Here is a 12,227-nt window from a genome sequence, read left to right as displayed (position 1 = left end):
GGGTCGAATATGGAACCGGGGCCGATGGGCCTGGCTGGGCCAGGCCTCCGGCCGCTGCGGACAGATCATCTTGCCGCCGGTGGAAGGCAATCCGGGAACCCGCGCGGGCCCGGCAAATGGCTTCAGCAGGCCAACGCACCATTGTCAATGATTGGCGCCGGGACTGTCAACCAAAACCCGGGCGCAACGCTCGCATGCTCAGCAGGGAATTGCCGCCCGGGTCAGGGCCGGCAAGCGGGCCGGCCAAGTCGTTCAGGCCAGCAGCTTGCTCAACTCCGGCGGCAGCGGGCTGACAAAATGGAGGGGACGGCTATCGACGGGATGGCGCAGGCTCAGCTCGGCCCCATGCAGGGCCTGGCGGGGCAGGCGGAGGCGGCGCCGATCCTCGGCGCTGAGACGGTCCTCGATAAAGCGGAGAAATAGCCGTTCATCAACCCCGTAAAGCTTGTCTCCCACCACCGGGAAACCGAGCCCGGACAGGGTGGCGCGAATCTGGTGGCAGCGGCCGGTGACGGGCCGGGCTTCCACCAGGGTCAGGCCGTTGGCGCCGGCCAGACGGCGCAGCCGGGTAGAGCACGAGCGGGCGGCGGCCGGCGCGACGCAAGAGGCCTGGAAAAAGCGGACTTTCTTGCGGATCATACTGGCCGGATCGGGGGCCAGACTGCCCCGGGCTTCCAGGTCAGCCCAGGGAAAATCGCCCTCCACCAGGGCCAGATAAACTTTGGTCACCCGCCGCTGCTGCCACTGCCGGGCGCAAAGACGAGCCGCCGCCTGATTTTTGGCCACCAGGACCAGGCCGGAAGTCTCCCGGTCCAGCCGGTTGACCAGCCAGGGCCGCTCCAGACCGGCGGACTGCCGCAACCGGGCCCAGAGGGTATGGCGGAAATAGCGGCCGCCCGGATGACAAGGCAGGGGGGCGGGCTTGTCCACCACCAGCAGATCGGCATCCTCGTAAACCACCTGGTAAGCAAGGGCCACCGGGGGCTCAGCCTCCCCCGGCCAGCGGTAGCAGATTTCATCACCCGCCTCCAGTTGCCGGTTCGCCGGGGCCGGCTTCCCGTTGTGCAAAAGCCGCCCGGCGGCCAGCTCCCGCCGCCATTGCTCCCGGTCCTGGTAAGTAAAACGCTCCGCGACCAGATCCAGCAGCGACCGGCCGACCTGGTCGGGGCCAACCCGCACCGTGCAAATTCTTTCCCCTTCCTGATTAAAGGTCATTATCCCGATTCCGGCCGACACCCTGGCTGCCGCGGTCCGCTGAAATTATTTTTAAAAACGTCATACCCCCGCCCCGCTATTTTATGCTAGAAGATAACGATTGCAAACAACCGGAGTCCCGACCGGGACGGGACAAACTTCCAGGGAGGCGAGCATGGGCACCGACAATAAAGTTTTTCTCGAGGTTATCGAATGGTTCGATCACGACGGGGTCGAGCTGGTGCATCGGATTCCTCAACACGGTTCCGGTGAAATCAAGTTCGGGGCCCAGCTGATTGTCCGGGAGACCCAGGCGGCGGTCTTTTTCTACAAGGGCAAGGCGTGCGACACCTTCGGCCCCGGCCGCCATACCCTGACCACCGCCAACATCCCGATCCTGACCAAAATCCTGGCCGCCCCCTGGGCCCTGACCAGCCCGCTGCGCACCGAGGTCTATTTTGCCAACCTCAAGGTATTCCCCAACCTCAAATGGGGCACCCAGGATCCGGTGGCCTTCCGGGACAGCGAACTGGGCCTGGTCCGGCTGCGGGCTCACGGCATCTTCAATATCCAGGTGGTCCAGCCGGCTCTCTTCATCAGCACCCTAGTGGGGACCATGCAGCGCTACAGCAGCAACGAGATCGAAGAGTATCTCAAGCGGGTGATCGTCTCCCGGTTCAACGACCACCTGGGCAGCGAACTCGATTCCCTCTTCAACCTGCCCGGCCGCTATGAGGAGCTTTCGGCCGGCCTGCAGAACCGGCTGCGGGAAGACTTCGCCCACCTGGGCCTCAGCCTTAACCGGCTTTATATCACCTCGATCACCCCGCCGCCCGAAGTTCAGCAGACCATCGACGACAAGAGCCGGCTCGAAGTGATCAACGACCTTGACCGGCTGGTAAAGCTCAAGGCGGCCGGGGCCATGGAAAAGGCCGCCGAATCTCAAGGTGCGGCCGGCAACGGACTGGGCATGGGGCTGGGCCTGATGCTGCCGGCCATGTTCGCCTCCGCCCTCCAGCCCGCTCCCCAGGGGGCCGCCCCCGCGGGCGGCACCAGCCAATGCCCCGAGTGCCGGGGCGCCATCCCGGCCGATGCCCGGTTTTGTCCTTACTGCGGGCACCAGCAATTAATATTGCAGCAATGCCAGCACTGCGGCAAAAACCTGACCCCCAACGCCCGCTTCTGCCCCAAATGCGGCCAGCCCGCCGACAGCCGTCCCCAGGCCCCGATCTGCAGCCGCTGCCAGACGGAAAACCTGGCCGGCTCAATGTTCTGCAATCAGTGCGGCGAACCGCTCTAAGCGCCGCCCAGCGGAGAGCCCCCGAGGAGGCCTGCCCCCATGGCCCTGAACCTGGTCCTGGAATGCCGCCAATGCGCCGGCCCCATCGAGCTGCGGGAAACCGACCATCTGGTCAGCTGTCCCTACTGCAACGTCAGCACCTTTCTGGCCGCCAGCGACTATTTCCGGCTGACCCTGCCGGCCCGGCCCCAGTTCCGCGACCTGATCCAGGTACCCTACCTCCACTTCCGCGGCTCCATCTATTCCTGCACCGAAAAAGGGGTGGGCTTCCGGATCGCCGATCTTTCCCGGCCGGGGGTTGCGCTGCCCTTCCTGCCCCGCTCCCTCAGCGTCCGGTCCCAGGTGCTGAAAATGCGCTTTGCGGTACCCGTTCCCCAGACCAGCTTTCTCGCCAACCGCCTGAGCGTCCCCGCGCTGCTTGACCGGGTCGGGCGCAGTCTGGCCCCGGCGGGCGGCAACCTTTATCATCAGGCCATGATCGGCGAAGCGGTGCAACTGATCTACCTGCCCCTGGCCCGGCAAGGCGGCCAACTGTTCGATGCCGTCGCCGGCACTCCGCTGCCCCGTTTGCCCCCCGCCGAGGATCCCTTCGAGCCTCTGCGCGAACAAAATCCGGCCTGGCGACTGCATCAGCTGGCCACCCTCTGTCCTCACTGCGGCGGCAACCTGGAGGGCGCGCGGGACAGCAATGTCCTCTACTGCCGCAACTGCCTCAGCGCCTGGTGGCCCCGGGACGGCCGTTTCACCCCGCTCTCCTTCGGGCTGACCGCCGGCAAAAGCAAAGAGGTCCTTTACCTGCCCTTCTGGCAGATCGAGGCGACGGGCAGCCCCTTGCCCCTGAGCAGCTACGCCGATTTTATCCGGCTCACCAACCAGCCCCGGGTCCTTCAGCCCGGCTGGGAACAGCGCCCCCTCCACTTCTGGGCCCCGGCCTTCAAGATCAGACCCGATCAGTATCTCCGCCTGGCGACCCAGTTTACCCTGGCCCAACCGGAGTTCGCCAGCCGGGTCGCCCTACCTCCCGGCCCCCTGCCCTCGGTCACCCTGCCCCAGAGCGAAGCGATCCAGAGCCTGATCCCCATCCTGGCCGCCAGCGCCATCAAACGACTCCCCCTCTATCCCCTGCTGCCCGAACTGGCCTTTGCAATCCACGACATCCGACTCCATCTGCTGCCCTTCCTGACCTCGGGCTACGAACTGGCCCAGGAACAGACCGGCATTCTGATCAACCGCCGGGCCCTGGAACTGGGCCGCACCCTCTGAGGCTGGCCGGAGCCACCTCACGCCGAACTGGTTTTGCTGCCCAAAGACATCACGCTCGGCAAAGACAATGGCCCAGGACCTACCTATGAATCCTATCCTTCGCTCCCGCTGTTGACTTTGGCCTCCAGGTCAGCTAGGCTAATAACAAGTGCTTGTAATAAGGAAGATTATTGCAAATAGTAACCAAACCCTCTTCGTACAAAAAACGGCAGTACCGGGTAACTTCCAGCCAAGCCAATATTTAAACGCACGGAGGGCCGGAACAATGATGCTTCAAAAGATGATTATGGCGGTCATGGTTAGCGGTTTCCTGCTTCAGCCCGCTCTCGCGGAAATGATTTGCCCCAGCACCGAGTACACCCCTTCTTACCGAAGTGACCAGCCCATTGTTGATGCTGATGAATTGATTACCATCCAGGGTCCGCTTCTGCCCGGCGGCAAGATTTTCTGCCGGGTGACCCATTACGTCGAATACAATGTCAGGAGCAGGATTGAGGAAGGTACTTACAACAATCTCAAATACCGGTTTTGGTACTCCAACGGCAGTGGCGCCGTGCAAGGATTGCCAACCAATACCCTCGATTACGAGCAGGATAAATATGGGACCAATTGGAGTCTGGGTTGCCAAAAATATCAAGCTGATGATGCTTATTGGTGTTCACTCTACAAGCCGGCTTTGCGAGTTGTAATAACCAAAGATGCTTCTTACCTCGTCAGCGTTGGCAGGAGCCATTACCCTGGTTCCTCAATCACGGTGCGGGTAGACGATAATGAACCAATCCAGGAAACCGGGAAGACGGTTTTTTCAAAACAGCAGTCTGCGGCTATCGTGGAACAGCTAAAGCGGGGCGAGTCCGTATTGACTCGCTACCAGGAATGGCCACACCGGGAGGATAAAGACGAGGTAATCGATCTTTTTGGTTTTAAGGAGGCCTTGGCGATTATGGAAAAAATTCATCAGGTGGCCGGACCAGGAAATTAAGCCTGACCTGGCGCTGACTATCCTGCTTGGCCTTTATAACTTCTCGTTCATCCGGGCCAAGGTTCTTTTGCCAACCCACAGCAGGCCGGCGCTGGAGATGACCACCAGTACCAGGGGGATCAGCCGGAGACTGCCCTCCAGGCTGGGATTCTGGACAAACGCCCAGATTTCGGGGGCGTCCTTGCCGAGCATGAAGAAAATCAGGGTCCGGGGCAACATGCCGATCATCGTGGCGGCCATGAAAGGGATGAGGTTGAGCTTCAGCACCGAAACCGCCACGTTGACCATGGCGAAGGGCAGAACCGGGGAAAGGCGGGCGAAGATGAGCATGGAGAATTGATCCCGGCGGATCTTTTCGAGAAAGTGGTGAATCCGGGGGTGGTGGAAAATTTTTTCGCCCAGCAGCAGGTCCCGGGCCAGCCGGCCGAACTTGCGCCCCAGCACCGCGGCCAGGGAATAGGAGATCAGGATCCCCGCCAGGCCGTACCAGGAAAAAAAGTAGCCGCTGATAACGGCGATGAAAGTGGTGGGCGTCAGGGCAAAGGCCATGGCCGGGATGGCGGCCAGGTGAAAAAAGGCCAGCGCCCAAAAGGTTCGCTCCGCCAGCAGGTGCTGATTGACCTGGAAAAAATAGATGAAGGAGGAAGAAACCAACAGCGGGAGAACGGAGAAAAAGAGGAGCAGAAAAAGGAAGTTTCGGCTCTCTTTGAGGATCCCCCAAAAGGATAGACTTGGCAGCATCTTTATCGCCCCGCTCCCGGCAACGCGGCCAATGTCGCACGGAAGCCAGCCACCACGACATCCCGATCCATGATTTGGGCGATCATTTTCACCTGCCAATTTTCTGCAAGTTTTCTTGCCGCAGCGCTGGAAATAACACCACCGGCATCAGCTCCGCCGGAGGAGGAATGAAACCTGCCGAGCCGGTTCCCGTTTCAGGGCGCCACCCCCTGGATTACGCCCGAGTCGTTGGGGCCCATGAAATCCAGGCGGGTAATCGCGCTCACCCCGCAATCGGCGAGCATTTGCCGCACTTCTTTTTCGGAATAGGAACGGCCATGGTTGCCGATCAACATATTAAGCGAAAACAGGGCGGGAAAAAGGGGGCCGGCCTGGTTGTCGTCAAGCAGGAAGTCGTGAATCAGGATCAGCCCCCCCGGCTCCAGGGCCGCCACCGTGCGGGCAATCAACCGGCGACATTGCTCGGGCGAATTTGAATGAATAACCTGGGAAAGCCAGGCCACGTCGTGCCCTGCGGGCAACGGATCGTGGAGAAAATCACCGGCGGCAAAGGCGATGCGGTCTTCCATCCCGAACTTCTCCGCCGTCCGGCGGGCAAAGGGTTCGGTGGTGGGGCGATCAAAAATCGTGGCCGTCAGACCGGGATTGGCCAGACAGAAATGAATCGCGTGCACCCCCGGCCCACCCCCGAGATCCAACAGCCGTTTGCGGCCGGCAAGGTTGATTTTCGCGGCCAATTCGGGGGCGATGGCCATGCTCAGGTTGTACATCCCCATTTGGAAGCTTTCCCGCTCCCGCTCTTCGCCATGGGAACGTTTGGTCACCGGCTGACCACTGACCACCGCCTGGTCGAGCTGGCTCCAGCCGTCCACCAGATGGTGGTGGTGCATGACCATGTAGCCTACATATTCGGGCGATTCCCGATCAAGGAATACTCGCGCCTCTTCGGTATCCAAAAAGCCCTCCTCGGTCTTATCCAGCAGATCCATGGATGTGAGGGCGTTGAGGAGCAGTTCCACTCCGCGGGGTGAGGCCTTGAGGCGGGCGGCCGCCTCCACCGCCGTCAGCCTCCGCTCGGCGAGCAGGCTGAAAACTCCCAGTTTAACCCCGCAATGAAGGGCGCAAGGCTGCCAATAGCCGCCGGAGAGGGCGAGAATTCTGCCTGGACCGTGTTTTTTCGTACTCTTCATGAAACCTCCATCTTGGCTGGCGGAATCAAGCGATTCCGCTCTCTTTACCTGGACCTTGGCGGCCGACAGCGGACCCAGTTGGCCTGACTTTCGCAAGGATTACCGAACCGGCATCAAATGACTTGCCGTTTCCGCATAATAAGCTGATAATAAAATGAGTATCAAGTATGGTTCTCTTAACAATTAATCTATTAACCACATGTGGAGGAGTTTATCATGACCAGCAGCAAATTGGTGGTAATTCTGGCTTTGGGGACGGTTATCATGACCGGCTGCGCCCAGCCGACGACCAGAACCCAGGAAGGGGCCGTGTATGGCACCGCGGCCGGAGCGGCAGTGGGAGCCGGGCTGGGACAGGCGATCGGCCGCGACACCGAGAGCACCTTGATCGGAGCGGGGATCGGCGCCGCCATCGGCGGCCTGGCCGGAGCCGGGGTCGGCCGCTACATGGACAACCAGCAGGCGGCCCTGCAGCGGCAGTTTGCAGCCAGCGATAGCGCCAACATTCGCCGGGATGCCAACGTCCTGTCGCTGACCTTCAAGTCCGACCTGCTTTTCGACACCGATTCGTCAACCCTGAAGCCCGGTGGGTATCAGGAGATCAGCCGGGCCGCCGAGGTCCTCAACCAGTTTCCCGAGACCCGCCTCATGGTGGCGGGCCACACAGACAGTGACGGCCCCGAAGCTTACAACCAGGCCCTGTCGGAGCGCCGGGCCGAATCGGTCCGCAATGCCTTGGTCGCCCAGGGGGTTGCGCCGGGACGCATCAACTCCATTGGTTACGGCGAAACCCAGCCGATCGCCGACAACTCGACGGCGGCCGGCAAGCAGCTCAACCGCCGGGTGGTGATCACCATCGTGCCGCAAGGCTCCTGAGCGCAAAACTCCACCCATAAAAAGAGCCGCTCCGTTATCGGGGCGGCTCTTTTTATGGCCGACCAAGGACACCCTGCCAGACCGGGGAAAGCTTACCCACCCATCATCTTACGGGGCACATGTCCGCACCGCCGCCCGTTTACGCCCTCATTATCCCCGCCTTCAACGAAGCGGAGGAACTGCCCGTCACCCTGGCCGCGGTGCGGCGAGCCATGGCCGCCCAAAACCTGCCCGGCGAGTGCATCGTGGTGGACAATAACTCAACCGATGCCACGGCCGAAGTGGCAAAGGCCTGCGGGGCCGACCGGGTAGTCCACGAACCGGTCAATCAGATCGCCCGTGCCCGCAATGCCGGCGCCGCCGCCAGCGGGGCCGAATTCCTGATCTTCGTCGATGCAGATACGCGAATCGAAGCCGCTCTGCTGACCGGCGCTCTCCACCTGCTTCGTTCCGGCCGCTGCGCGGGGGGCGGCGCCGTGGTCCGTTTTGAGGGCGAAACCAAAATTGTCGGTCGCTGGGCGATCAAACTCTGGGAGTGGATTTCCCGGCTCACCCGCACCGCCGCCGGGAGTTTTTTCTTCTGCCGGCGCGATGCCTTCGCAGCCGTCGGCGGCTTCGACGTCAGACTTTACGCCACGGAAGAAGTGTGGCTTTCGCGCCGGCTCAGGCAATGGGGACGCTTGCGGGGGCAAACGTTTGCCATTATCACCGACCCGCCCGTCTGGACTTCCGCCCGCAAACTGCAATGGTATTCCAGCCCCCGGATTCTCGGCTGGATAATCTTCATGCTGCTGATGCCGATCGCGGTGCGCTCGCGCAGACTCTGCGGTTTCTGGTACAAGCGCCCCAAATCGACCAAATAATTGAAACAACTTGGCCAAAAGTCTCAAACGCCCTACAGGTGACTTTTCCACAACAAAAAAGGGCTTAACCGCAACCGGCTAAACCCTTGATTCTGCTGGAGCCAACGAGCGGAATCGAACCGCTGACCTGCTGATTACGAATCAGCTGCTCTACCGACTGAGCTACGTTGGCCTGCCGCCCTGCGGCGTTGCCTTTCTTTAACCTAAAAGGGCCGTTTGCGCCAGTGGCAATTTCCCGCGTTAAATGCTAAAAAAGCTAAAGAGCTCTGTAATATAAACCTGATGACGATCCTGCCGGAACAACCGGCTTCGGCACAGGATCAGGTGATGCCGCCGCTGTTGACCCTGCCAGCCCCAAAGAGGTTATGAAAACCGCGACTTCCCCAATCAAAATCCTGGTGGTGGACGACGATGACGCCCATCGCTTTATGCTGCGGGCCATGCTGGACGAATGGGGCTGGCGCACGGCCGAAGCGGTGGACGGCGCCGCCGCGGTAGAGGCCGTGGAGGTGGAGCCCTTCGACGCGGTGCTGATGGACGTGCGCATGGCCCGGATGGACGGGATGGAGGCCCTGCGCCGCATCCAGGCCCATAACCCGGCGATTCCGGTGGTAATCATGACCGCCTATTCCTCGGTGGATTCGGCAGTGGAAGCGATGAAGGCCGGGGCCCGCGACTATCTGACCAAACCTTTGGATTTCGAGCGGCTGCGCCTGACCCTGGCCAAGGCTCTCGATCATCGCCAGGTCGAGGAATCCCGCCAGAGCCGGGGCGCAACGGGATTGCCGCCGGAATTCGACTCCGGCGGCATTATCGGCCAGTCCCCGCCCATGCGGGAGTTGCTGGAAATGATCTCCTACGTGGCCCCCACCGAGGCCACCGTGTTGATCAGCGGCGAATCGGGCACCGGCAAGGAACTGGTGGCCGCCGCCATTCATCGCAACAGCCCCCGGCGCGATGGCCCCCTGGTCAAGGTCAATTGCGCCGCCCTGGTGGAAAGCTTGCTGGAATCGGAACTTTTCGGCCATGAAAAGGGCGCCTTCACCGGGGCCGACCGCCGCCGCGAGGGCAAGTTCCGCCAGGCCGACGGCGGCACTCTCTTTCTCGATGAAATCAGCGAAACCTCCCCGGCGATGCAGGCCAAGCTGCTGCGGGTGCTCCAGGAGCATGAAATCCAGCGGGTCGGCGGCCAGGAGACCATCAAGGTCGATGCCCGGGTGGTGGCCGCCAGCAACCGGGTGCTGGAAGAGGCGGTCCAGGCCGGCGAATTTCGCGAGGATCTCTTTTACCGCCTAAACGTGGTGACCCTGACCGTCCCGCCCCTGCGGGACCGCAACGAGGACATTCCCCTGCTGGCCGCCTTTTTCGTCGAAAAATTCGCCGCCCGCAACCGACGCCGGGTGGAAGGCATCACCCCCCGGGCCATGGACCTGCTGCTGCGCTATTCCTGGCCCGGCAACGTCCGCGAACTGGAAAACGCCATCGAACGGGGAGTGATCCTGATGCGCGGCGATTACCTGGACGAACAGAGTCTGCCCTTGAGCCTGCGCGGCCCTGCCGGCAACCCGGCGGGCGCTGCGCCAAACGCCGCCTCCATGCCCTCCTCCCTGGAGGAGGCGGAAAAGCTGGTTTTGCGCAAAACCCTGGCGGAAACCGGCGGCAATCGCAGTGAAACCGCGCGCCGCCTCAACATTACCCGCAAGACCCTGCTCAGCAAGATCAACAAGTACGGCCTGGGCTGAAACCACCACCACGAGGAAAGCAGCCATGAGCGACCCCATCCGCGTCGGCATCAGTTCCTGCCTGCTGGGCAATCCCGTCCGCTACAACGGCGGCCATCAGCGCGACCCGTACATCACCGACACCCTGGGGAAATTTTTCGAATACGTGCCGGTCTGCCCGGAGGTGGAATGCGGTCTGCCGGTGCCCCGGGAGACCATGCGCCTGGTCGGCGATCCGGAGTCCCCGCGCCTGCTGACCAGTCAAAGCGGCATCGACCACACCGACCGGATGCTAGGCTGGGCCCGGCGCAAAGTTAAGGAACTGGAGGGCGAGGATCTGCACGCTTTTATTTGCAAAAGCAAGTCGCCCAGCAGCGGCATGGAACGGGTCAAGGTTTATACCGACGCCACCAACCCCCGCAAGATCGGGGTCGGTCTTTTCGCCCGCGAGCTGCAACGGCATTTCCCCCTGCTGCCCATGGAAGAAGAGGGACGGTTGCATGACCCGAATCTGCGGGAAAATTTCATTGAACGGATTTTCGTATACCGACGCTGGCGCGAACTCCAGGGCCAACAGCAGAGCCGGGGCAGCCTGGTGACCTTCCACACCGCCCACAAGCTGCAGATCATGGCCCACAGCGTCAAGCATTACCGGGATATGGGCAAGCTGGTAGCCAACCCCGGCGGCCGCCCGCTGCCGCAACTGTTCGCCGAATACGAAAAAATGCTGATGGAAGCCCTGGCCCTCAAGGCCACGGTCAAGAAAAACTGCAACGTGCTCCAGCACATGGTGGGCTACTTCAAAAAAGTCCTGAGCCCGGGGGAAAAACAGGAGCTGCTGGAACTCATCGAGCGCTACCGGGATGAATACCTGCCCCTGATCGTGCCGATAACCATGCTCAATCATTACGTGCGCAAATACCAGGTCGGCTACCTGGCCGGCCAGTCCTACCTGGAACCCCATCCCCAGGAACTCAAGCTGCGCAACCACGCTTAGCAAGACGGCCACAGGAGAAAATCATGCGTGAGATTATCTTTATTGGGGACTCACTGATCGAATACTACGATTGGAACGACCGTTTTCCCCAGCACCGGGTTCACAACCTGGGCTGGTCCGGGGAGACCCTCGAGGGTTTGCGAACCAGAGTCGGCTCCTACGAACAAAGGCCGAAGCCGGATTTCATTTTTATCATGAGCGGCACCAACAACATCGCCAGGGAAGAAACCGGGGTCATCATGACCTACCGGGAAATCATCAACCAATTCCATAACACTTTTCCTGACGCCCGGATCTTCATCCACAGCATCCCGCCGATGCTGCTGCCCTGGGTAAAGCCCGAGGTGATCACCCAGGTCAACGACAAACTCCGGCAACTGGCCGACGAAACCGGCTGCGGCTATGTCGATATCCACACCCTTTTCCTCCAGGCCGGGGTGGAGGAATGCCTGGAGGAAGACGGCGTGCATATCTGTGAGAAAGGCTATGAAATCTGGTCGGCCTTGATTGAAGACATCCTCAAGCATAATCCTTGATGGAAACAATACGAAGCGGGTTTTGCCCAACGGTGACAGGCAGATATTTATGATGGAGAGCGGCGAAAACGACCGGGAACTTATCAGGGTGATCGGCGATTTTCTGGAAATGGGTTATCTGGACAATATCCTGGCCATGTTCAGCCAGGATCCTTCCCATTACCGATTAAGCGGCGAGTTGCTGCGGGACGAGCGCTATCGGGTCCGTCTTGGCCTGGCGGTACTTTTTGAACAACTGGCCGGCGAACGGCCCCTGGAAGCGCAGCAGGCCATCCCCTTTCTGACCCCGCTGCTGGCCGCGGAATCCCCCCTGCTGCGGGGCGAGGCCGCCAATCTGCTGGGAATCATCGGCACGCCGGCTGCCTTGGCCCCACTGAAGCAACTTTGTCACGACCCCGACCCCCAGGTAGCGGAAATCGTCGGCGATATCCTCGGTTCCTGTAGTTGAGAGGGAAGTTCCCGCGCCAGATAATACCAAACCTCCTCGCGGCTAGGCTGCGGCAAGCTGGATTGAAGCTTCAAACCACGCCCCCCGCGCGGGGGGCGACGGAAATACGTCGAGGC

Annotated in this window: 12 protein-coding genes and 1 tRNA gene; 9 read left to right on the top strand and 4 right to left on the bottom strand. The window is 61.3% G+C overall.

The window, feature by feature from the left end:
* Positions 1–252: 252 nt before the first annotated feature.
* Positions 253–1,215, bottom strand: a complete 963-nt coding sequence (locus ACHHTY_RS07210; RefSeq protein ID WP_395493428.1) for an RluA family pseudouridine synthase — start codon at positions 1,213–1,215, stop codon at positions 253–255.
* Positions 1,216–1,369: 154 nt separating this feature from the next.
* Between ACHHTY_RS07210 and ACHHTY_RS07205 the strand changes: the two genes are divergently transcribed.
* From ACHHTY_RS07205 to ACHHTY_RS07195, 3 genes are all read left to right on the top strand, one after another.
* Positions 1,370–2,494 carry an SPFH domain-containing protein gene (locus ACHHTY_RS07205; protein ID WP_395493427.1) on the top strand — a complete coding sequence of 375 codons (1,125 nt, stop codon included), beginning with the start codon at positions 1,370–1,372 and terminating at the stop codon, positions 2,492–2,494.
* A gap of 39 nt (positions 2,495–2,533) precedes the next feature.
* A complete protein-coding gene (locus ACHHTY_RS07200; RefSeq protein WP_395493426.1) occupies positions 2,534–3,757 on the top strand; it encodes a hypothetical protein in 1,224 nt (407 codons plus the stop codon).
* 265 nt (positions 3,758–4,022) lie between these two features.
* Positions 4,023–4,739, top strand: coding sequence for a hypothetical protein (locus ACHHTY_RS07195; protein ID WP_395493425.1), 717 nt, complete (start codon positions 4,023–4,025; stop codon positions 4,737–4,739).
* Between the two features lie 33 nt (positions 4,740–4,772).
* Here ACHHTY_RS07195 and ACHHTY_RS07190 read toward each other — a convergent pair whose 3' ends face one another.
* Entirely contained in the window at positions 4,773–5,480 is a 708-nt protein-coding gene (locus tag ACHHTY_RS07190) for a TVP38/TMEM64 family protein (RefSeq protein WP_395493424.1), read from the bottom strand.
* Between the two features lie 194 nt (positions 5,481–5,674).
* The gene (locus ACHHTY_RS07185) at positions 5,675–6,670 is read right to left on the bottom strand and encodes a methyltransferase (RefSeq protein WP_395493423.1); all 996 of its coding nucleotides are present in this window, start codon (positions 6,668–6,670) and stop codon (positions 5,675–5,677) included.
* 216 nt (positions 6,671–6,886) lie between these two features.
* Between ACHHTY_RS07185 and ACHHTY_RS07180 the strand changes: the two genes are divergently transcribed.
* Together ACHHTY_RS07180 and ACHHTY_RS07175 are read left to right on the top strand one after the other, a co-directional pair.
* Positions 6,887–7,546, top strand: coding sequence for an OmpA family protein (locus tag ACHHTY_RS07180; RefSeq protein WP_395493422.1), 660 nt, complete (start codon positions 6,887–6,889; stop codon positions 7,544–7,546).
* Positions 7,547–7,665: 119 nt separating this feature from the next.
* Positions 7,666–8,409 (top strand): glycosyltransferase, encoded by a 744-nt coding sequence (locus tag ACHHTY_RS07175; RefSeq protein ID WP_395493421.1) that lies wholly within the window; start codon positions 7,666–7,668, stop codon positions 8,407–8,409.
* A gap of 96 nt (positions 8,410–8,505) precedes the next feature.
* Here the strand turns inward: ACHHTY_RS07175 and ACHHTY_RS07170 are convergent.
* A tRNA-Thr gene (locus tag ACHHTY_RS07170) sits at positions 8,506–8,581 on the bottom strand.
* A 193-nt stretch (positions 8,582–8,774) separates the two neighbouring features.
* Between ACHHTY_RS07170 and ACHHTY_RS07165 the strand changes: the two genes are divergently transcribed.
* Genes ACHHTY_RS07165 through ACHHTY_RS07150 form a run of 4 tightly spaced genes read left to right on the top strand, consistent with a single transcriptional unit; the run spans position 8,775 to position 12,111 of the window.
* A complete protein-coding gene (locus tag ACHHTY_RS07165; protein WP_395493420.1) occupies positions 8,775–10,151 on the top strand; it encodes a sigma-54-dependent transcriptional regulator in 1,377 nt (458 codons plus the stop codon).
* Positions 10,152–10,176: 25 nt separating this feature from the next.
* Positions 10,177–11,127 carry a YbgA family protein gene (locus ACHHTY_RS07160; protein WP_395493419.1) on the top strand — a complete coding sequence of 317 codons (951 nt, stop codon included), beginning with the start codon at positions 10,177–10,179 and terminating at the stop codon, positions 11,125–11,127.
* A 23-nt stretch (positions 11,128–11,150) separates the two neighbouring features.
* Positions 11,151–11,663, top strand: a complete 513-nt coding sequence (locus ACHHTY_RS07155; RefSeq protein ID WP_395493418.1) for a GDSL-type esterase/lipase family protein — start codon at positions 11,151–11,153, stop codon at positions 11,661–11,663.
* Positions 11,664–11,712: 49 nt separating this feature from the next.
* The gene (locus ACHHTY_RS07150; RefSeq protein ID WP_395493417.1) at positions 11,713–12,111 is read left to right on the top strand and encodes a HEAT repeat domain-containing protein; all 399 of its coding nucleotides are present in this window, start codon (positions 11,713–11,715) and stop codon (positions 12,109–12,111) included.
* Positions 12,112–12,227: the final 116 nt, after the last annotated feature.

This window comes from Desulfurivibrio nitratireducens, assembly GCF_044068515.1.
GTDB lineage: Bacteria > Desulfobacterota > Desulfobulbia > Desulfobulbales > Desulfurivibrionaceae > Desulfurivibrio.
This window is presented reverse-complemented; position numbering and strand designations above follow the sequence as displayed.

What these genes read in the sequence shown, in the direction of transcription:
- ACHHTY_RS07185 (WP_395493423.1), bottom strand. Translation starts at nt 6,670, where the DNA reads ATGAAGAGTACGAAAAAACACGGTCCAGGCAGAATTCTCGCCCTCTCC.
- ACHHTY_RS07155 (WP_395493418.1), top strand. Translation starts at nt 11,151, where the DNA reads ATGCGTGAGATTATCTTTATTGGGGACTCACTGATCGAATACTACGAT.
- ACHHTY_RS07150 (WP_395493417.1), top strand. Translation starts at nt 11,713, where the DNA reads ATGATGGAGAGCGGCGAAAACGACCGGGAACTTATCAGGGTGATCGGC.
- ACHHTY_RS07210 (WP_395493428.1), bottom strand. Translation starts at nt 1,215, where the DNA reads ATGACCTTTAATCAGGAAGGGGAAAGAATTTGCACGGTGCGGGTTGGC.
- ACHHTY_RS07200 (WP_395493426.1), top strand. Translation starts at nt 2,534, where the DNA reads ATGGCCCTGAACCTGGTCCTGGAATGCCGCCAATGCGCCGGCCCCATC.
- ACHHTY_RS07195 (WP_395493425.1), top strand. Translation starts at nt 4,023, where the DNA reads ATGATGCTTCAAAAGATGATTATGGCGGTCATGGTTAGCGGTTTCCTG.
- ACHHTY_RS07175 (WP_395493421.1), top strand. Translation starts at nt 7,666, where the DNA reads ATGTCCGCACCGCCGCCCGTTTACGCCCTCATTATCCCCGCCTTCAAC.
- ACHHTY_RS07205 (WP_395493427.1), top strand. Translation starts at nt 1,370, where the DNA reads ATGGGCACCGACAATAAAGTTTTTCTCGAGGTTATCGAATGGTTCGAT.
- ACHHTY_RS07190 (WP_395493424.1), bottom strand. Translation starts at nt 5,480, where the DNA reads ATGCTGCCAAGTCTATCCTTTTGGGGGATCCTCAAAGAGAGCCGAAAC.
- ACHHTY_RS07180 (WP_395493422.1), top strand. Translation starts at nt 6,887, where the DNA reads ATGACCAGCAGCAAATTGGTGGTAATTCTGGCTTTGGGGACGGTTATC.
- ACHHTY_RS07165 (WP_395493420.1), top strand. Translation starts at nt 8,775, where the DNA reads ATGAAAACCGCGACTTCCCCAATCAAAATCCTGGTGGTGGACGACGAT.
- ACHHTY_RS07160 (WP_395493419.1), top strand. Translation starts at nt 10,177, where the DNA reads ATGAGCGACCCCATCCGCGTCGGCATCAGTTCCTGCCTGCTGGGCAAT.